General features: G+C 71.4%; 19 protein-coding genes. 15 read left to right on the forward strand and 4 right to left on the reverse strand.

Features of this window, described 5'->3' with window-relative positions:
• The first annotated feature begins 75 nt into the window (after positions 1-75).
• Together BX283_RS30070 and BX283_RS30075 are read left to right on the forward strand one after the other, a co-directional pair.
• Positions 76-1,227, forward strand: a complete 1,152-nt coding sequence (locus tag BX283_RS30070; RefSeq protein ID WP_101390597.1) for a ferrochelatase — start codon at positions 76-78, stop codon at positions 1,225-1,227.
• Between the two features lie 9 nt (positions 1,228-1,236).
• A complete protein-coding gene (locus BX283_RS30075; protein WP_101390598.1) occupies positions 1,237-2,085 on the forward strand; it encodes an inositol monophosphatase family protein in 849 nt (282 codons plus the stop codon).
• Positions 2,086-2,167: 82 nt separating this feature from the next.
• Here the strand turns inward: BX283_RS30075 and BX283_RS40785 are convergent, their stop codons facing one another.
• Positions 2,168-2,341: a hypothetical protein gene (locus tag BX283_RS40785; RefSeq protein WP_180357287.1), complete on the reverse strand. Its 174-nt coding sequence runs from the start codon at positions 2,339-2,341 to the stop codon at positions 2,168-2,170.
• A gap of 391 nt (positions 2,342-2,732) precedes the next feature.
• Between BX283_RS40785 and BX283_RS30080 the strand changes: the two genes are divergently transcribed.
• The 4 genes from BX283_RS30080 (at position 2,733) to BX283_RS30095 (ending at position 6,305) form a co-directional block, all read left to right on the forward strand.
• Positions 2,733-3,386 (forward strand): response regulator transcription factor, encoded by a 654-nt coding sequence (locus BX283_RS30080; protein WP_101390599.1) that lies wholly within the window; start codon positions 2,733-2,735, stop codon positions 3,384-3,386.
• A 4-nt stretch (positions 3,387-3,390) separates the two neighbouring features.
• Positions 3,391-4,629 (forward strand): HAMP domain-containing sensor histidine kinase, encoded by a 1,239-nt coding sequence (locus BX283_RS30085; protein WP_101390600.1) that lies wholly within the window; start codon positions 3,391-3,393, stop codon positions 4,627-4,629.
• 393 nt (positions 4,630-5,022) lie between these two features.
• Positions 5,023-5,319, forward strand: coding sequence for a DUF4193 domain-containing protein (locus tag BX283_RS30090; RefSeq protein ID WP_067165176.1), 297 nt, complete (start codon positions 5,023-5,025; stop codon positions 5,317-5,319).
• An 11-nt stretch (positions 5,320-5,330) separates the two neighbouring features.
• Positions 5,331-6,305: a hypothetical protein gene (locus BX283_RS30095; protein WP_101390601.1), complete on the forward strand. Its 975-nt coding sequence runs from the start codon at positions 5,331-5,333 to the stop codon at positions 6,303-6,305.
• A gap of 130 nt (positions 6,306-6,435) precedes the next feature.
• Here BX283_RS30095 and BX283_RS30100 read toward each other — a convergent pair whose 3' ends face one another.
• Positions 6,436-6,897 carry a DUF3093 domain-containing protein gene (locus BX283_RS30100; RefSeq protein ID WP_101390602.1) on the reverse strand — a complete coding sequence of 154 codons (462 nt, stop codon included), beginning with the start codon at positions 6,895-6,897 and terminating at the stop codon, positions 6,436-6,438.
• 58 nt (positions 6,898-6,955) lie between these two features.
• Between BX283_RS30100 and BX283_RS30105 the strand changes: the two genes are divergently transcribed.
• The 8 genes from BX283_RS30105 (at position 6,956) to BX283_RS30140 (ending at position 14,365) form a co-directional block, all read left to right on the forward strand.
• Positions 6,956-7,540, forward strand: a complete 585-nt coding sequence (locus BX283_RS30105; protein ID WP_101390603.1) for a PaaI family thioesterase — start codon at positions 6,956-6,958, stop codon at positions 7,538-7,540.
• Positions 7,537-8,052 (forward strand): dUTP diphosphatase, encoded by a 516-nt coding sequence (dut, locus tag BX283_RS30110; RefSeq protein WP_101390604.1) that lies wholly within the window; start codon positions 7,537-7,539, stop codon positions 8,050-8,052. The genes BX283_RS30105 and dut overlap by 4 nt, the downstream gene beginning before the upstream one ends.
• Before the next feature lies 1 nt (position 8,053).
• Positions 8,054-8,845 (forward strand): DUF3710 domain-containing protein, encoded by a 792-nt coding sequence (locus BX283_RS30115; protein WP_101390605.1) that lies wholly within the window; start codon positions 8,054-8,056, stop codon positions 8,843-8,845.
• 131 nt (positions 8,846-8,976) lie between these two features.
• Entirely contained in the window at positions 8,977-9,708 is a 732-nt protein-coding gene (locus BX283_RS30120; RefSeq protein WP_101390606.1) for an ABC transporter ATP-binding protein, read from the forward strand.
• A 137-nt stretch (positions 9,709-9,845) separates the two neighbouring features.
• A complete protein-coding gene (locus BX283_RS30125) occupies positions 9,846-12,389 on the forward strand; it encodes a sensor histidine kinase KdpD (protein WP_101390607.1) in 2,544 nt (847 codons plus the stop codon).
• 31 nt (positions 12,390-12,420) lie between these two features.
• Complete coding sequence (locus tag BX283_RS30130; protein ID WP_101390608.1) at positions 12,421-13,110, forward strand: response regulator; 690 nt, start codon at positions 12,421-12,423, stop codon at positions 13,108-13,110.
• 97 nt (positions 13,111-13,207) lie between these two features.
• Complete coding sequence (locus BX283_RS30135; protein ID WP_079126363.1) at positions 13,208-13,606, forward strand: OB-fold nucleic acid binding domain-containing protein; 399 nt, start codon at positions 13,208-13,210, stop codon at positions 13,604-13,606.
• A gap of 3 nt (positions 13,607-13,609) precedes the next feature.
• Complete coding sequence (locus BX283_RS30140) at positions 13,610-14,365, forward strand: DUF3159 domain-containing protein (RefSeq protein ID WP_101390609.1); 756 nt, start codon at positions 13,610-13,612, stop codon at positions 14,363-14,365.
• A 156-nt stretch (positions 14,366-14,521) separates the two neighbouring features.
• Here BX283_RS30140 and BX283_RS30145 read toward each other — a convergent pair whose 3' ends face one another.
• Together BX283_RS30145 and BX283_RS30150 are read right to left on the reverse strand one after the other, a co-directional pair.
• Complete coding sequence (locus BX283_RS30145; RefSeq protein ID WP_101390610.1) at positions 14,522-15,199, reverse strand: TrkA family potassium uptake protein; 678 nt, start codon at positions 15,197-15,199, stop codon at positions 14,522-14,524.
• Positions 15,199-15,867 (reverse strand): TrkA family potassium uptake protein, encoded by a 669-nt coding sequence (locus tag BX283_RS30150; RefSeq protein WP_101390611.1) that lies wholly within the window; start codon positions 15,865-15,867, stop codon positions 15,199-15,201. The genes BX283_RS30145 and BX283_RS30150 overlap by 1 nt, the downstream gene beginning before the upstream one ends.
• Before the next feature lie 302 nt (positions 15,868-16,169).
• On the opposite strand from BX283_RS30150, the gene BX283_RS30155 reads away from it, so the two are divergent.
• Positions 16,170-18,221: an APC family permease gene (locus tag BX283_RS30155; RefSeq protein WP_101390612.1), complete on the forward strand. Its 2,052-nt coding sequence runs from the start codon at positions 16,170-16,172 to the stop codon at positions 18,219-18,221.
• The last annotated feature ends 208 nt before the right edge of the window (positions 18,222-18,429 follow it).

Genomic DNA, 18,429 nt, shown 5'->3' on the forward strand with positions numbered 1-18,429 from the left:
AGCGTCCGGGGCGCACGGGGTTTTCCGGGATTCCCGGTGGCCCGGTTGTCAGTGGCGGATGGCAGGATCGATGTCATGTCCGATCTGCGCGATCAAGCTCCTGGAGCGGCCGGCGACGCGGCTCCGTACGACGCCCTGCTGCTGCTCTCCTTCGGCGGCCCCGAGGGCCCCGACGACGTGGTCCCGTTCCTGGAGAACGTGACGCGCGGCCGGGGCATCCCCAAGGAGCGGCTCAAGGAGGTGGGGCAGCACTACTTCCTGTTCGGCGGGGTCAGCCCCATCAACGACCAGAACCGCGCCCTCCTGGACGCGCTGCGCGAGGACTTCGCGCAGAACAGCCTGGACCTCCCGGTCCACTGGGGCAACCGGAACTGGGCGCCGTACCTGACGGACACCCTGCGCGAGATGGCCCTGGCGGGCCACCGCCGCATCCTCGTGCTCACCACCAGCGCCTACGCGTCGTACTCGGGCTGCCGCCAGTACCGGGAGAACCTGGCGGACGCGCTGGCCGCCCTTGAGGCGGAGGGCGTCGAGCCGCCGCGCGTGGACAAGCTGCGCCACTACTTCAACCACCCCGGCTTCGTGCGCCCGATGATCGACGGCGTCCTGGCCTCGCTGAACGACCTCCCCGAGGAGGTCCGCGCCGGCGCCCACCTCGCGTTCACCACGCACTCGATCCCGGACGCCTCCGCCGACACCTCCGGCCCGGCCGAGGAGCACGGGGAGGGCGGCGCCTATGTGCGCGAGCACCTGGACGTGGCCCGGCTGATCGCCGACGCGGTGCGCGAGGAGACCGGCGTGGAGCGGCCCTGGGAGCTCGTCTACCAGTCCCGCTCCGGCGCCCCGCACATCCCCTGGCTGGAGCCGGACATCTGCGACCACCTGGAGACGCTGCACGGCAAGGGCGTGCCCGCGGTCGTGATGGTGCCCATCGGCTTCGTCTCGGACCACATGGAGGTCCTGTACGACCTGGACACGGAGGCCACCGCCAAGGCCGCCGAGCTCGGTCTGCCGGTCGTGCGCTCCGCCACGGTCGGCGCGGACCCCCGGTTCGCCGCCGCCGTGCGCGAGCTCGTCCTGGAGCGGGCGGCCACCGAGCGCGGGGCGAGCGTCGAGCGCTGCGCCCTGGGCGCGCTCGGCCCCTCTCACGACCTCTGCCCGGTCGGCTGCTGCCCGGCCCGCGCCCCCCGGCCCGCCGCGGCCGGCGCCGACAGCCCGTACGCGTAAGGAGCGACGATGACCGACAACGCCGAGAGCGTCGAGAACGGCGGGCACGCCGAGAACGCCGGGCACGCCGAGAACGCAGAACTGCTCGCGCTCGCCCTGGAGGCCGCCCGCCGGGCCGGGGCGCTGCTGCGGGACGGGCGCCCGGACGACCTGGGCGTCGCCGCCACCAAGACGAGCTCCATCGACGTCGTCACCGAGATGGACATCGCCGCCGAGAAACTGATCACCGGCTTCCTCTCCGAGCACCGCCCCGCCGACGGCTTCCTCGGCGAGGAGGGCGCCTCCAGCGAGGGCACCAGCGGCGTCCGCTGGGTCATCGACCCGCTCGACGGCACCGTCAACTACCTGTACGGGCTGCCCACTTGGGCCGTCTCCATCGCCGCCGAGCGCGACGGCGTGCGGGTCGCGGGCGTGGTCGAGGCCCCGATGCGCGGCGAGACGTACCACGCGGTGCTCGGCGGCGGCGCGTTCCTCGGCGAGCGGCGGCTGCGCTGCCGCCCGGCCGCCCCGCTGGAGCAGTCCCTGCTCGGCACCGGCTTCGCCTACGTGCAGTCGGTCCGCGCCCACCAGGCGTCCGTCGTCCAGCGGCTGATCCCGCGGTTCCGGGACATCCGGCGCGGCGGCTCGGCCGCGATCGACCTGTGCGACGTGGCGGCCGGGCGGCTCGACGCGTACTACGAGCGCGGGCTCAATCCCTGGGACCTGGCGGCGGGCGACCTCATCGCGCGCGAGGCGGGCGCCCTGACCGGCGGGCGCGCGGGCGACCCGCCCTCCCGCGAGCTGACGATCGCGGCGACCCCGGAGCTCTTCGGCCCCCTCCAGGCCCTCCTGGAGGAGCACGGCGCCTGGCACGACTGAGAGCCTGTCTTTGAGCCGCCGGGCCCCGGACAGCGGAGACCCCCGGCACCGTCCCGCGGTGCCGGGGGTCTCCTGCGGCGTGTCAGTGTGCCGCGGCCGCCACCTCGACGCCGTGTTCGGCGGCGAGGCGATGGAGATCGTCGAGCTCGGCCTGCTCGACCTCCGCGAGGAAGTCGTCACCGTTCTCGCGAGCCAGCGTGAGGTCCGTCTCCGTGGCTTTGATGCGCTGCAGCAGTCCTGCGGTGAATGCGTCCATGGTGCGCCCCCTCGTCGTGGGTCGGTGGCGGTGGCACGGGGGTGTGCCGACGGGGTCACGATCACGGGCAACCTGTACGTGGCATGCCACATACAGGGCGTGATCGCGGGTGTGCAGTCGTCCTCCCCAGACCCGGTGTACGAGAAACCTCAACTCGCGCGGCAATCCCCGTAATTCCCGGACGGCCCGGGAAGCCGCAGGTCGGGCGGCGGACGGCCGGTGGCACCGTCTTACCGCCGGTTTATGGCCGTTAGGGGCAGGATGGAAGCACACAGTCACTGCTTCAGTGCCCACAGAACCGCCCGTACGGGCCCAGGAACGCCCGCGCGGGGTCCACAGGCGCCCACGGGGCAACACCGGCCCGCCAGGGCTCACAGGAAGGAAATGCGCCGTGCGCGTACTCGTCGTCGAGGACGAGCAGCTGCTCGCCGATGCGGTGGCCACCGGACTGCGCCGGGAGGCGATGGCCGTCGACGTCGTGTACGACGGCGCGGCCGCCCTGGAGCGCATCGGGGTCAATGACTACGACGTGGTCGTGCTCGACCGGGACCTCCCACTGGTGCACGGCGACGACGTCTGCCGCAAGATCGTCGAGCTGGGGATGCCCACCCGGGTCCTGATGCTGACCGCCTCCGGCGACGTCAGCGACCGGGTGGAGGGCCTGGAGATCGGCGCCGACGACTATCTGCCCAAGCCGTTCGCCTTCAGCGAGCTCACCGCCCGGGTGCGGGCCCTCGGGCGGCGCACCACGGTGCCGCTGCCGCCCATCCTGGAGCGCGCGGGCATCAAGCTCGACCCCAACCGGCGCGAGATCTTCCGCGACGGCAAGGAGATCCAGCTGGCCCCGAAGGAGTTCGCGGTCCTGGAGGTGCTGATGCGCAGCGAGGGCGCGGTCGTCTCGGCCGAGCAGCTCCTGGAGAAGGCCTGGGACGAGAACACGGACCCGTTCACCAACGTGGTGCGCGTGACGGTCATGACGCTGCGCCGCAAGCTCGGCGAGCCGCCCGTCATCGTCACGGTGCCCGGCTCGGGATACCGGATCTGACGCGATGGCCACCACCCCCGCGCCACCCGCGGCGCCACCGAAGCCCACCTGGGACCCCCGGGGAGCAGAGCCCCCGTTCCCCTGGGTGCGCCCGACCATCCGCATAAGGCTGACCCTGCTCTACGGCGGCATGTTCATGATCGCGGGCATCCTGCTGCTGTCGATCATCTATCTGCTGGCGGCGGCCGCGCTGCACTCGGGCAACACCCCCTTCAAGATCCTCAGCGGGCAGAACGTGACGGTGGCCAGCGGCAGCTGCCAGATCCCGGCCACGGGCAACGCCCAGGAGTTCAACGACGCGATCAGCCGGTGCATGGCCCAGCAGCGCCAGCACGCCCTGGACAGCCTGCTGACCCGCTCCCTGATGGCCCTGGTGGGCCTGAGCGTCATCGCCTTCGCCTTCGGTTACGCGATGGCTGGCCGCGTCCTGTCGCCGCTGGGCCGGATCACCCGCACCGCCCGCCGGGTGGCCGGGACCGACCTGACCCGGCGGATCGAGCTGGACGGCCCGGACGACGAGCTCAAGGAGCTCGCGGACACCTTCGACGACATGCTGGACCGCCTGGAGCGGGCCTTCACCGCCCAGCAGCGGTTCGTCGCCAACGCCTCGCACGAGCTGAGGACCCCGCTGGCGATCAACCGCACGCTCCTGGAGGTCCACCTCTCCGATCCCGGGGCGCCCGTGGAGCTCCACCAGCTGGGCAAGACGCTGCTCGCCACCAACGAGCGCAGCGAGCAGCTGGTGGAGGGCCTGCTGCTGCTGGCCCGGAGCGAGAACGAGATCGTCGACCGCAAGCCGGTGGACCTGGCCGAGGTCGCCTCCCGCGCCATCGACCAGGCCCGCGGCGAGGCCCAGGCCAAGGGCGTGGAGATCCGCGGCGAGCGGGCGTACGCGGTGGTCCAGGGCAACGGCGTGCTGCTGGAGCGGATCGCCCTGAACCTGGTGCAGAACGCCGTGCGCTACAACGTGCCGCAGGGCGGCTGGGTCTCGGTGACCACCGAGCTCCAGGACGGCCAGGCGGTCCTGGTGGTCTCGAACACGGGACCGGTGGTTCCCGCGTACGAGATCGACAACCTCTTCGAGCCGTTCCGGCGGCTGCGGACCGAGCGGACCGGCAGCGACAAGGGCGTCGGGCTCGGCCTGTCCATCGCCCGATCCGTCGCGCGGGCCCACGGAGGCCGTATCATCGCGGAGCCCCGTGAGGGAGGCGGCCTCGTGATGCGTGTCACCCTGCCTGTCTGAGATGCTTTTCGATGCTGTCGAGAAGTTCGCTTTGAGCGGAATTTTCGGGACCTGTTCCGAAGATATCCGTGTGTGATCAATCACAGGGACAAAAAACCGGCCATCTACTCTCCGTGATCAAGGCTTCCCCCGGAAAACCGGGAAAAGTCCGGGTTTCCGGGGGGTGAGATCACGGGAAGTACACGGGGTGACGCCCGTGAAGTGCGACATTCGGACCGTGTACGGTCCCGATCGCCATCCAAGACGATCACTCTTGAGGAGTGCGGCTGGGTGTCGATTGAGTAACAGACCTTGATGTGAGGCAAAATCTCCGCCTCGGGTCGGGCACAAGTCCGGCCTCTCACGCGTTACGTGCGCTGGAGACACCGCAACCACCCAGAGGGGGAGAGCGACATGGCAACGGACTACGACACCCCACGCAAGACCGATGACGACGTCGATTCCGACAGTCTTGAGGAACTGAAGGCCCGGCGGAACGACAAGTCCGCCTCGGCCGTCGACGTCGACGACTTCGAGGCCGCGGAGGGCATGGAACTGCCCGGCGCGGACCTTTCCAACGAGGAACTCGCCGTCCGGGTCCTGCCCAAGCAGGCCGACGAGTTCACCTGCATGAGCTGTTTCCTCGTGCACCACCGCAGCCAGCTGGCCCGGGAGAAGAACGGCCAGCCGATCTGCCGCGACTGCGACTGATCAGGCAGGCTGTGGCAGGCGCCGAACCGCCCCGGAAGCGACCGTTCCGGCGAAAGGGTGCCTCGGGTACGCCCGAGGTGTCACAGGGCGGCACAGGCCCGGCAGAGGGCGTCCAGACGCCCACCGAGCCCTCCGCCCTCCCCGCGGTGAGCTCTGCCGCTCGTGCACATGAGGACGAGCGGGGCCGGCCGGCCTCGCTCGAAGCAGCACTGGACGACCAGGCGGGGCCCGCGGCCGGGGCCCGACGCCTGGACGCCCTGCGCCGGGCCGCCGCCACCAGGGGCGTCCCCGCGCTCAAGAAGGGCGTCCGCTGGAGCGGAGCGAGTGCCAAGGCGGGAATCGGGCACCTCGCCGACCGCGTCATCGACATCGCCCCGCGCATTCCGGTCCGCGACCTGGCGACCCTGCGCGGGCAATTCCCGGGTCTCGGCCCGGAGGAAATCGCCGACAAACTGATCGCGGGCGCCGCGAACGCCACGTCCACGGTGGGCGCGGGCATCGGCGCCGCCGCGATGCTTCCCGTCCCGCCGGCCATGCCGGCCGAGCTGGCCGCCGAGATCACCGGCGTCGCCGCCATCGAACTCAAGCTCATCGCCGAGCTCCACGAGGTCTACGGGATGCGCCCGCCCGGCAATCTGAAAGAGCGCTCCATGGCGTATCTGACGTCCTGGACCGAGGAGCGCGGCGTCCAGGTGACCAAACCGGCGACCATCAATGCCGCGCTCGGCGGCCAGATGAAACGCGAACTGCGCCAGCAGATCATGAAGCGCATGGTCCGCAATCTGCCGAACCTGACGCCGTTCATGGTCGGGGCGGCGGTGGGCGCGGTGATGAACCGGCGCGATACGAAGAAGGTCGCGGCGCATGTGCGCGACGATCTGCGCAAGCACCAGGTGCCGTGGGACGCGCTGCCGCCGCTCCCGGCGCTGGAGCAGCCCGCCGATCCGCTGCGGCCCGGGGAGATCCCGAAGGAGCTCGGGCACTAGGCGCTTCGCCGGAGGCGTTGTTTCTTCGGCCGCGGGCCGTCCTGGGCTGGTCGCGCAGTTCCCCGCGCCCCTGAAGGCGGGCACCACGTCGGGTAGGGCCCTGAAAACGTGAGCCGGCGCCCCGCGCCCCTTAAAGAGCCGACCGCACCCCGTCCAGTGCCGCCTTGAGTGCCTGGGGGGCCCTCGTGGAGAGGTAGGCGTACGGGGTCGGGTCCTCGGGGTCGGTGATCTCCACCCGCACCGCCGTCGGGATGTAGCTGCGCAGCAGCATGAAGGCGCGCGGGTCGGCCTTGTGCAGGCGCCAGGCCCTGGCCTCCTCCGCGTCCAGCACCTCGGGTTCGCCGAGCGCCGCCACCGGGATCCGGGCGTCGCCCGCCACCAGGGTGCCCGCAACGACCCGGATCCGTACCGACCCGTACGAACTCACCACCACCGCGGCCGCGGCCGTCCCGCCGATCAGGCCCGCGAGCAGCGGCAGGCCGCCCAGCGGCAGCAGCATCAGCGCGCACGCCACCCCGACCAGGGCGGCGATCAGCCACCACGAGCGGGGGGCGGTGAGGCGTTCGGTGTACTGAGGGGCGTTCGGCTGCATGACAGCAAGCTTGGCACGGCGCGACCGGCGCCCGGGACCGCGGGTAAGGTCAGCGGCTGTGACTGCTAGATCTGCGTCCCTGACGCCCCCGGCCGACGCGAAACCGCCGGTCCGGCACCCCGACGCGCCCGCCCCGGGCGAGCTGCTCGGCGCGCACTACGAGCACTGCTTCGGCTGCGGCGGCGGACAGCCCCACGGACTGCACCTGGAGGCGCGGGCCGGTGCGGGCGTGACCGTCACCGCCGAGTTCACCGTGCGCCCCGCGCACCAGGGCGCGCCCGGTCTCGCGCACGGCGGGGTGCTCGCCACCGCGCTCGATGAGACGCTCGGCTCGCTGAACTGGCTGCTGCAGACGATCGCGGTGACCGGCCGGCTGGAGACCGACTTCGTGCGGCCCGTGCCGGTGGACACCGTGCTGTTCCTGGAGGCCGAGGTCACCGCCGTCGACGGCCGGAAGATCTACTCCACGGCGACCGGGCGGATAGGCGGCCCCGACGGGCCGGTGGCGGTCCGGGCCGACGCCCTCTTCATCGAGGTGAAGGTCGACCACTTCATCGAGAACGGCCGCCCGCAGGAGATCCAGGCCGTCATGTCCGACCCCGACCAGGTCAGGCGCGCCCGCGCCTTCGAGGTGAACCCGTGACCCGTAACCCCGTAGACGTCCTCATCCGCCGGGTCGACCCGGACGTGCCGATCCCGGCGTACGGGCACCCCGGCGACGCGGGGGCCGACCTCGTCACCACCGAGGCCGCCGAGCTCGCCCCGGGGGAGCGGGCCGTCCTGCCGACCGGGGTGAGTATCGCCCTGCCCGACGGGTACGCGGCCTTCGTGCATCCGCGGTCCGGCCTGGCCGCACGCTGCGGTGTCGCCCTGGTGAATGCCCCGGGGACGGTGGATGCCGGGTACCGTGGGGAAATCAAGGTGATCGTGGTCAATCTCGACCCGCGCGAGACCGTGCGGTTCGAGCGATTCGACCGGATTGCCCAACTTGTCGTCCAGCAGGTCGAGAAGGTGCGCTTCCACGAGGTGGCGGAGCTTCCCGGCTCGGCGCGGGCCGAGGGGGGCTTCGGTTCCACCGGCGGTCATTCCGCCGTGGACGGCACTACGGGTGGGAATCGATACGCTTCGGTCGTATCCGACCGGGAAGGACAGTGACGTGTTCGGACGTCGCAAGAAGAGCGGATCCGCCGAAGACGCGGCGGGCGAGGCCGAGCAGGTCGTCGACGGCATCGATGCTGAAGACGGCGACTACGCCGATGCCGACTACGCCGGTGACGCGGACGAGCCGCGCAGGGTGAACCTGCCGCCGGCGCCCCGGCCGGACGGTCCGTGGGACATCTCCGAGGTCTCCGAGGCGGGCGAGGGCCGGGTCGACCTGGGCGGCCTGTTCGTCCCCGGGGTCGAGGGCATGGAGCTGCGGGTCGAGGTCGCGGGCGACGCCATCGTCGCGGCGACCGTCGTGCTGCGCGACAGCGCCGTACAGCTGCAGGCCTTCGCGGCCCCCAAGAACGAGGGGATCTGGGGCGAGGTCCGCGAGGAGATCGCCTCCGGCATCACCCAGCAGGGCGGCGTCATCGACGAGGTCGAGGGTCCGCTGGGCTGGGAGCTGCGGGCCCAGGTGCCGGTCCAGCTCCCGGACGGTACGAACGGGGTGCAGCTGGTCCGCTTCGTGGGCGTGGACGGGCCGCGCTGGTTCCTGCGCGGTGTGATCTCCGGCCAGGGCGCGGTGCAGCCGCAGGCCGCGGGGCTCCTTGAGCAGATCTTCCAGGACACGGTCGTCGTGCGCGGCGAGGGCCCGATGGCCCCCCGCGACCCGATCGTCCTGAAGCTGCCGGACGACGCGCAGATGATGCCCGACGGCGTCCAGACGGAGGAGCAGGAGGGCTCGCGCTTCTCCGGCGGCATGGGCCAGCTCCAGCGCGGCCCCGAGATCACCGAGGTGCGCTGACCGGTTCCGGTTCTTCGGCGGGCCGTACCCCTTCGCGGGGTGCGGCCCGTCGGCGTACGCGGGCATTGCCCGGACGGGTGCCCGCTGCACATACTGGCGCGGCCGGGGAACACGCGTACGGGGGAGTGGGAATGAGCGAGAGCACCAGCGGGCGCGGCACGGCCGTCGCCGAGCAGCCGGGCACCGGGCCGATGGTCGTCGTCGAGGACCTGCGCCGCTCGTACGGCGAGGGCGCCGCCGCCGTCCACGCGCTGCGCGGGGTGTCCTTCGAGGTGCCGCGCGGCGAGCTCGTCGCCCTCAAGGGGCGCTCCGGGTCGGGCAAGACGACCCTGCTCAACCTGGTCGGCGGGCTCGACCGGCCCGACGGCGGCCGGATCACCGTCGACTCCACGGACCTGGCGGACCTGGGCGAGGAGGGGCTGCTCGCGCTGCGCCGGGACCGGATCGGCTTCATCTTCCAGTCCTTCGGACTGATCCCGATCCTGTCGGCCGCCGAGAACGTCGGCGTCCCGATGCGGCTGCGCAAGGCCGACCCGCGCGAGCGCGACGCGCGCGTGGAGCTGCTGCTCGCCCTGGTCGGGCTCGGCGACCACGCCCAGCAGCGCCCCGGCGAGCTCTCCGGCGGCCAGCAGCAGAGGGTCGCCATCGCCCGTGCGCTCGCCAACCGGCCCGCGCTCCTGATCGCCGACGAGCCCACCGGCCAGCTGGACGCCGAGACCGGGCTCGCCGTCATGGAGCTGCTGCGCGCGGTCGTGCGCAGCGAGGGCGTCACCGCCCTGGTCGCCACCCACGACTCCCAGCTGCTCGGGCTCGCGGACCGCGTCCTTGAGCTGAGCGACGGGCGGATCATCGACCACGGCTGACCGCCCCGGGCCCCGCCTCGCGCATCAGAATCACGTCAATACGGCAGCTCAGCCGCACCCCCGGTCCGATTTGCCGGAATCGGGGGCCGTAAGGTCGACAGCGCGTAGACGGCAGTTCTCTGAAAGACAATGGGGCCATGGCACGCGGCAAGCTTCGGATATACCTCGGTTCGGCACCGGGCGTCGGCAAGACGTACGCGATGCTGTCCGAGGGACACCGGCGCGTGGAGCGCGGCACCGACTGCGTGGTGGCGTTCGTGGAGCACCACGGGCGCCCGCGCACCGAGGTGATGCTGCACGGTCTGGAGCAGGTCCAGCGGCGCACGATCGAGTACCGAGGCTCCACCTTCACCGAGATGGACGTCGACGCGGTCCTGGAGCGCCGGCCCGCGGTCGCCCTGGTGGACGAGCTCGCCCACACCAACGTGCCCGGCTCGCGCAACACCAAGCGCTGGCAGGACGTCGAGGAGCTGCTCCAGGCGGGCATCGACGTGGTGTCGACCGTCAACATCCAGCACCTGGAGTCGCTGGGCGACGTCGTCGAGTCGATAACCGGCGTGCGCCAGCGCGAGACGGTGCCCGACGAGGTGGTGCGGCGGGCGAACCAGATCGAGCTCGTCGACATGTCGCCCCAGGCGCTGCGCCGCCGGATGGCGCACGGCAACATCTACAAGTCCGACAAGGTCGACGCGGCCCTGTCCAACTACTTCCGCCCCGGCAATCTGACCGCCCTGCGCGAGCTCGCGCTGCTGTGGGTCGCGGACCGGGTCGACGAGTACCTCCAGCAGTACCGGGGCGAGCACAACATCCGCTCCACCTGGCAGGCCCGGGAGCGGATCGTCGTCGGTCTGACCGGCGGACCCGAGGGCCGCACCCTGATCCGGCGCGCGGCCCGGATGGCCGCCAAGGGCTCCGGCAGCGAGATCCTCGCGGTGTACGTGGCCCGCAGCGACGGGCTGACCTCCGCCTCGCCCAAGGAGCTGGCCGTCCAGCGCACTCTGGTCGAAGACCTCGGTGGAACGTTTCACCACGTCATAGGCGACGACGTCCCCGCCTCCCTCCTGGAGTTCGCGCGGGGCGTCAACGCCACCCAGATCGTCCTCGGCTCCAGCCGCCGCAAGACCTGGCAGTACGTCTTCGGGCCGGGCGTCGGTGCCACCGTGGCCCGCGAGTCCGGGCCCGACCTGGACGTCCACATCGTCACCCACGAGGAGGTCGCCAAGGGGCGCGGCCTCCCGGTGGCGCGCGGCGCCCGGCTCGGGCGGGCCCGCAGCATCTGGGGCTGGCTGACGGGCATGGCGGGCCCGGCGCTGCTCACGCTGCTGCTGACCAACGTCGACGCGGACCTCGGGCTCGCCAACGACATGCTGCTCTTCCTGACGCTCACGGTCGCCGCGGCCCTGCTCGGCGGACTGATGCCGGCGCTCGCCTCCGCCGCGTTCGGCTCGTTCCTGCTGAACTACTACTTCACCCCGCCCGTCCACCAGATCACCATCGCCGACCCCAAGAACATCCTGGCCATCGCGATCTTCTTCCTGGTGGCGGTGTCGGTGGCCTCCGTGGTCGACCTCGCGGCCCGCCGCACCCACCAGGCGGCCCGGCTGCGCGCCGAGTCCGAGATCCTCTCGTTCCTGGCCGGCAGCGTGCTGCGCGGCGAGACCACCCTCGACGCGCTCCTGGAGCGCGTCCGCGAGACCTTCGCCATGGAGTCCGTGGCCCTGCTGGAACGGGCGGGCGACGTCGAGCCGTGGACCTGCGCGGGCAGCGTCGGCCCGCACCCCGTGGCCCGCCCCGAGGACGCCGACGTCGACATGCCGGTCGGCGACCACATGGCGCTGGCGCTGAGCGGCCGGGTGCTGCCCGCCGAGGACCGCCGGGTGCTCGGCGCCTTCGCCGCCCAGGCCGCCGTCGTCCTGGACCGCCAGCGCCTGGTCGACGAGGCCGAGGAGTCGCGCAAGCTCGCCGAGGGCAACCGCATCCGCACCGCGCTCCTCGCCGCCGTCAGCCACGACCTGCGCACCCCGCTGGCCTCCATCAAGGCCGCCGTCACCTCGCTGCGCTCCGACGACGTCGACTGGTCCGAGGACGACGAGGCCGAGCTCCTGGCGGGCATCGAGGACGGCGCCGACCGGCTCGACCACCTCGTCGGCAACCTGCTCGACATGTCCCGCCTCAACACCGGCACCGTCCGGCCGATCATCCGCGGGATCGACCTCGACGAGGTGGTCCCGATGGCGCTCGGCGGCGTCCCCGAGGACAGTGTCGAACTGGACATCCCCGAGAGCCTGCCGATGGTCGCCGTCGACTCCGGGCTGCTGGAGCGGGCCGTCGCCAACATCGTCGAGAACGCCGTCAAGTACAGCCCCGACGCCGTGCCCGTCCTGGTGGCCGCCAGCGCCCTCGGCGACCGCGTGGAGGTCCGGGTGGCCGACCGCGGCCCCGGCGTCCCCGACGACAGCAAGGAACGGATCTTCGAGCCCTTCCAGCGGTACGGTGACGCTCCGCGCGGCGCCGGAGTCGGCCTGGGGCTCGCGGTCGCCCGGGGATTCGTCGAGTCGATGGGCGGCACCCTCACCGCCGAGGACACCCCCGGCGGCGGTATGACCATGGTGCTCACCCTCAGCGCGGTGCCCGGCCCCGGCCCGGTCGTCGCCGACCTCTCCGCCCAGGTCACCTCGTGACCCACGGCCCACGGCAGAAAGCAGGATCCGCATGACCCGGGTGCTCGTGGTGGACGACGAGCCACAGATCGTCCGCGCCCTCGTGATCAACCTCAAGGCGCGGAAGTACGAGGTGGACGCGGCCCCCGACGGGGCGACCGCCCTCCAGCTCGCGGCCGCCCGCCACCCCGACGTGGTCGTCCTGGACCTCGGCCTGCCCGACATGGACGGCGTCGAGGTGATCAAGGGGCTGCGCGGCTGGACCCGGGTGCCGATCCTGGTGCTCTCCGCCCGCCACACCTCCGACGAGAAGGTCGAGGCGCTGGACGCGGGCGCCGACGACTACGTCACCAAGCCGTTCGGCATGGACGAGCTGCTCGCCCGGCTGCGGGCGGCCGTCCGCCGCGCCGAGCCGGTCGGCGGCGACGGCGCGGACGACGTGGTGAGCGTGGAGACCGACGGCTTCACGGTCGACCTGGCCGCGAAGAAGGTCAACCGGGAGGGCCGGGACGTACGCCTCACGCCCACCGAGTGGCACCTCCTGGAGGTGCTGGTCCGCAACACCGGACGGCTGGTCAGCCAGAAGCAGCTCCTCCAGGAGGTCTGGGGCCCCTCCTACGGGACGGAGACGAACTACCTGCGCGTCTACATGGCCCAGCTGCGCCGCAAGCTGGAACTGGACCCCTCGCATCCGCGCCACTTCATCACGGAGCCGGGGATGGGGTACCGGTTCGAGCGGTGAGCGCGCTGTGTCCCCTCGGTGAGCGGGCTGTGAGCGGCTCCGCGGCGGGGTGACCGCGGGCACCTCCCGTGTCGGTGGGGGCCGGTACGCTTTCTGTATGAGTGCTGACCTTCGAACCGAGAAGCCCGCGGGACGCTTCCGCCGGATGCTCGACCGGCTGTCCACCTCGCAGGAAGAGCTGCACTCCGCGGAACTGCAGGAGGACACGCAGGCCACGGGGTGCACCCGCATCTCCGACTGCGACGACCGCCAGATAGTCAAGGTGACTGGTACCTTGCGGACGGTCACCCTGCGCCCGAGGGCGGGCGTCCCGGCGCTGGAAGCCGAGCTCTTCGACGGGACCGCCCCGCTGGACGTGGTGTGGCTGGGACGGCGCTCGATCGTGGGCATAGAGCCGGGCCGCAAGCTGATCGCCTCGGGCCGGATCTCGATGAGCCACGGCCGGCGGGTGCTGTTCAACCCCAAATACGAACTCCGACCGCTCGGACAGGAGTAGCCGGTGACGTCAGTCGACAAGCCGACCACCACGACCCCCGCCGGACACGCGCGCACCGCACCGGACGCCGACGCCAAAGCCGTCACCGAAGCCGCGCTCTTCGAGGCGTTCGGCGGGATCCGGGGCATGGTGGAGACGTGCCTGCCCGGCCTCCTCTTCGTCACGATCTTCACGGTCAACAAGGACCTGCACAGCTCGGCGATCGCCGCGGTCGCGGTCTCGCTGCTGCTGGTCGTGGTCCGGCTGATCCGCAAGGACACCGTCAAGCACGCCTTCAGCGGCGTCTTCGGCGTGGCCTTCGGCGTGGTCTTCGCGATGATGACGGGCAACGCGAAGGACTTCTACCTGCCGGGCATGCTCTACACCCTGGGCCTGGCCGTCTCGTACCTGGTGACGACGCTCTTCGGGGTCCCGCTGATCGGGCTGATGCTGGGCCCGGTCTTCAAGGAGAACCTGTCCTGGCGCACCAGGAACCCCGGCCGCAAGAAGGCGTACGCGAAGGCGAGTTGGGCCTGGGGCCTGATCCTGCTCGCCAAGTGCGCGATCCTCTTCCCGCTCTACTGGTGGGCCAACACCTCCCAGCTCGGCTGGGTGCTGATCGCCCTGAAGATCCCGCCGTTCCTCCTGGCGGTCTGGCTGACCTGGATCTTCCTGGCCAAGGCCCCGCCGCCCATCGACGTGTTCGCGGAGATGGAGGCGGAGGAGAAGGCCGCGGAGGCGGCGAAGGCCGCGAAGGCCGCCGAGGCGGCCGGGAGCTGACGGCATAAAGGGGGGGCCAGGGTGCGATACGCACCCTGGCCCCCCCTTTATGCCGAGGGGCGCGGGCTGTGACATTTTGCGGCTCCGCCGCGTGGGCGCGACCAGCCACAGCCGGCCCGCAGTCACACCACGCCCCCCCATGCTCGTGAGGGAGCGTCAGCTCGCGGACCCTTCCCGCCGTACCGACAGCAGGTCCTCCAACTGCTCCTCGCGGGCCTGCGCGGCGACGAACAGCAGCTCGTCCCCCGCCTCCAGCGTCTCCTCCGGCTGCGGAGTGAGCACCCGGGTGCCCCGGATGATCGTGACCAGCGAGGTGTCCTCGGGCCAGGCCACGTCCCCGACCTGAGTGCCCGCCAGCGCCGACTCCGGCGGCAGCGTCAGCTCGACCAGGTTGGCGTCGCCGTGGCTGAAGCGCAGCAGCCGTACCAGGTCGCCGACGCTCACCGCCTCCTCGACCAGCGCCGACATCAGCCGCGGCGTCGAGACGGCGACGTCCACGCCCCACGACTCGTTGAACAGCCACTCGTTCTTCGGGTTGTTGACCCGGGCGACCACGCGCGGCACGCCGTACTCGGTCTTCGCGAGCAGCGAGACGACCAGGTTCACCTTGTCGTCGCCGGTGGCCGCGATGACCACGTTGCAGCGCTGGAGCGCCGCCTCGTCCAGCGAGGTGATCTCGCAGGCGTCGGCCAGCAGCCACTCCGCCTGCGGCACCCGCTCCACCGAGATGGCGGTGGGCGCCTTGTCGACGAGGAGCACCTCGTGACCGTTCTCCAGGAGCTCGCCCGCGATGGAACGACCCACCGCGCCGGCCCCGGCAATCGCGACGCGCATCAGTGACCGCCCTCCTCGGGACCCTGGGCGAAGGCCGCCTCGACCTTTTCGACCTCGTCCGTACGCATCATCACGTGGACCAGGTCACCTTCCTGCAGCACCGTCTGCGAGCTCGGCAGCACCGCTTCGCCCAGCCGGGTGAGGAAGGCGACGCGCACGCCGGTCTCCTCCTGCAGCTTGCTGATCTTGTGGCCGATCCAGGCCGTGGAGGTGTGCACCTCCGCCAGCTGGAGCGCACCGCTCGGGTCGCTCCACAGCGGCTCCGCGCCGGACGGCAGCAGCCGCCGCAGCATCTGGTCGGCGGTCCAGCGGACCGTGGCGACCGTCGGGATGCCGAGCCGCTGGTACACCTCGGCGCGGCGCGGGTCGTAGATGCGGGCCGCGACGTTCTCGATCCCGAACATCTCGCGGGCCACCCGGGCCGCGATGATGTTGGAGTTGTCGCCGCTGGAGACCGCCGCGAACGCGCCGGCCTCCTCGATCCCCGCTTCACGCAGGGTGTCCTGGTCGAAGCCGACGCCGGTGACCCGGCGCCCGCTGAACCCCGAACCGAGCCTGCGGAAGGCCGTGGGGTCCTGGTCGATGACGGCGACCGTGTGCCCCTGCTGCTCCAAGGTCTGCGCGAGAGCGGCTCCCACTCGCCCGCAGCCCATGATGACGATGTGCACGTCCCCTCACATACTTCCTTGTCGGCGTTGCCCGGTGACGAGCTTATGCGGCTCGTGGCGGGATGCACTCACCAGCGTCGGTACTTCCCCGGGCGCGGCCGGTGAGCCCGCCACGCCACGCCGTGCCGCCGCACCCCCGTCGCACAGGCAGAGACGCGGGAAACCGCCCCGGCGTTCACTCCCGCCACGCGCCGCCCGCGCGGTGGCCGGGGCCGTGGTCACGGCCATGCGGGCGGCTCTCTCGTACGGATGGGGGGTGGCGGGTGGGCCGTGTCAATCCATAGCCCTTACTCTTCTCTGTTGTGTCCAAACTGACCGACGTGCCCAAACGGATCCTGATCGGCCGGGCGCTGCGCAGCGACAAGCTGGGAGAAACGCTCCTCCCCAAGCGCATCGCGCTCCCCGTCTTCGCGTCCGACCCGCTCTCGTCCGTTGCGTACGCGCCCGGAGAAGTCCTCCTGGTGCTCTCCGTGGCGGGTGTGTCGGCGTACCACTTCAGCCCCTGGATCGCGGTCGCGGTCGTGGTGCTGATGTTCACCGTGGTCGCCTCGTACCGGCAGAACGTGCACGCCTACCCCAGCGGCGGCGGTGACTACGAGGTCGCCAACACCAACCTGGGACCCAAGGCCGGACTCACCGTCGCCAGCGCGCTCCTCGTCGACTACGTCCTGACCGTGGCCGTCTCGATCGCCTCCGGCATCGAGAACCTCGGCTCGGCCGTCCCGTTCGTCGTCGAGCACAAGGTGCTCTGCGCGGTCGTCGTCATCGTGCTGCTCACGCTGATGAACCTGCGCGGCGTGAAGGAGTCGGGCAAGCTCTTCGCCATTCCCACGTACGTCTTCGTGGGCGGCGTCTTCGTCATGATCGCCTGGGGCGCCTTCAAGGGCATGGTCCTCGACGACACGATGAAGGCCCCGACGGCCGACTACACGATCCACGCCGAGCACCAGGGCCTGGCGGGCTTCGCGCTCGTCTTCCTGCTGCTCCGCGCCTTCTCCTCCGGCTGTGCCGCGCTCACCGGCGTCGAGGCGATCAGCAACGGCGTCCCGGCCTTCCGCAAGCCCAAGTCCAAGAACGCGGCGACCACTCTCGCCCTGATGGGCGCCCTCGCGGTCACCATGTTCTGCGGCATCATCGCGCTGGCCATGGCCACCAAGGTGCGGATGGCCGAGAAGCCCGCCACCGACCTGCTCAGCAACGGCGTCCCGGTCGGCGACGGCTATGTCCAGAACCCGGTGATCTCGCAGGTCGCGGAGGCCGTCTTCGGCAAGGGCAGCTTCCTGTTCATCATCCTGGCGGCGGCCACCGCGCTGGTCCTGTTCCTGGCCGCGAACACCGCGTACAACGGCTTCCCGCTGCTCGGCTCGATCCTCGCGCAGGACCGCTACCTGCCGCGCCAGCTGCACACCCGCGGCGACCGCCTGGCGTTCTCCAACGGCATCGTGCTGCTGGCCGGGGCCGCGGTCCTGCTCGTGGTGATATACGGCGCGGACTCGACCCGGCTGATCCAGCTCTACATCGTCGGCGTCTTCGTCTCGTTCACCCTCAGCCAGACCGGCATGGTCCGGCACTGGAACCGGCACCTGGCCGGCGAGCAGGACCCGGCCAAGCGCCGGCACATGGTCCGCTCCCGCGCGATCAACGCCTTCGGCGCCTTCTTCACCGGCCTCGTCCTGGTCGTCGTGCTCGCCACCAAGTTCACCCACGGCGCCTGGGTCGCCCTGATGGGCATGGTGATCTTCTACGGAACGATGACCGCGATCCGCAAGCACTACGACAAGGTGGCCGACGAGATCGCGGCGGCCGAGGAGCGCCCGGACGAGTACGTGCGCCCCTCCCGCGTCCACTCCGTGGTCCTGGTCTCCAAGCTGCACAAGCCCACCCTGCGCGCCCTCGCCTACGCCAAGCTGCTGCACGCCAACCAGCTGGAGGCGATCAGCGTCAGCGTGGACGCGGCCGAGACCAAGGCGCTCAAGGACGAGTGGGAGCGGCGCGGCATCGACGTACCGCTGAAGATCATCGACTCGCCGTACCGCGAGATCACCCGCCCGGTCATCGAGTACGTCAAGGGCCTGCGGCGCGAGAGCCCGCGCGACGCGGTGAGCGTGTACATCCCCGAGTACGTGGTGGGCCACTGGTACGAGCACCTGCTGCACAACCAGAGCGCCCTGCGCCTGAAGGGCCGCCTGCTCTTCACACCGGGCGTGATGGTGACGTCCGTCCCCTACCAGCTCCAGTCCTCGGAGGCCGCCAAGAAGCGGGCCCGCAAGCGGCAGGAGTGGAACGCGCCGGGTTCGGTGCGGCGTGGCCCGGTGGCACCGCAGCGGCCGAAGGAGCCGAGCGGCAAGGGGTGAGCGGTTCGGCTGATCGGCTCGGGTCGATCGGCTCGGGCTGATCCGCTCGCGCTGAGCCGCTCGGGCCGAGCGGCTGTGGCCGAGCGGTCGGCGTCGTCGGCGCGCGCACGTAGACTGGGGGGCTGCTGTCCGTACGGGACCTGTGAGGGTCTCCTACGGGGACGGCGGCCCCCTTCCCCGTTCTTCCCCTGGCACCCTGGAGTCCCCC

Source organism: Streptomyces sp. TLI_146, assembly GCF_002846415.1.
GTDB lineage: Bacteria > Actinomycetota > Actinomycetes > Streptomycetales > Streptomycetaceae > Streptomyces.

What these genes read in the sequence shown, in the direction of transcription:
- BX283_RS30100 (WP_101390602.1), bottom strand. Translation starts at nt 6,897, where the DNA reads ATGCAGCCGAACGCCCCTCAGTACACCGAACGCCTCACCGCCCCCCGC.
- BX283_RS30130 (WP_101390608.1), top strand. Translation starts at nt 12,421, where the DNA reads ATGACCCGGGTGCTCGTGGTGGACGACGAGCCACAGATCGTCCGCGCC.
- BX283_RS40785 (WP_180357287.1), bottom strand. Translation starts at nt 2,341, where the DNA reads ATGGACGCATTCACCGCAGGACTGCTGCAGCGCATCAAAGCCACGGAG.
- BX283_RS30125 (WP_101390607.1), top strand. Translation starts at nt 9,846, where the DNA reads ATGGCACGCGGCAAGCTTCGGATATACCTCGGTTCGGCACCGGGCGTC.
- BX283_RS30090 (WP_067165176.1), top strand. Translation starts at nt 5,023, where the DNA reads ATGGCAACGGACTACGACACCCCACGCAAGACCGATGACGACGTCGAT.
- BX283_RS30075 (WP_101390598.1), top strand. Translation starts at nt 1,237, where the DNA reads ATGACCGACAACGCCGAGAGCGTCGAGAACGGCGGGCACGCCGAGAAC.
- BX283_RS30070 (WP_101390597.1), top strand. Translation starts at nt 76, where the DNA reads ATGTCCGATCTGCGCGATCAAGCTCCTGGAGCGGCCGGCGACGCGGCT.
- BX283_RS30135 (WP_079126363.1), top strand. Translation starts at nt 13,208, where the DNA reads ATGAGTGCTGACCTTCGAACCGAGAAGCCCGCGGGACGCTTCCGCCGG.
- BX283_RS30145 (WP_101390610.1), bottom strand. Translation starts at nt 15,199, where the DNA reads ATGCGCGTCGCGATTGCCGGGGCCGGCGCGGTGGGTCGTTCCATCGCG.
- BX283_RS30085 (WP_101390600.1), top strand. Translation starts at nt 3,391, where the DNA reads ATGGCCACCACCCCCGCGCCACCCGCGGCGCCACCGAAGCCCACCTGG.
- BX283_RS30120 (WP_101390606.1), top strand. Translation starts at nt 8,977, where the DNA reads ATGAGCGAGAGCACCAGCGGGCGCGGCACGGCCGTCGCCGAGCAGCCG.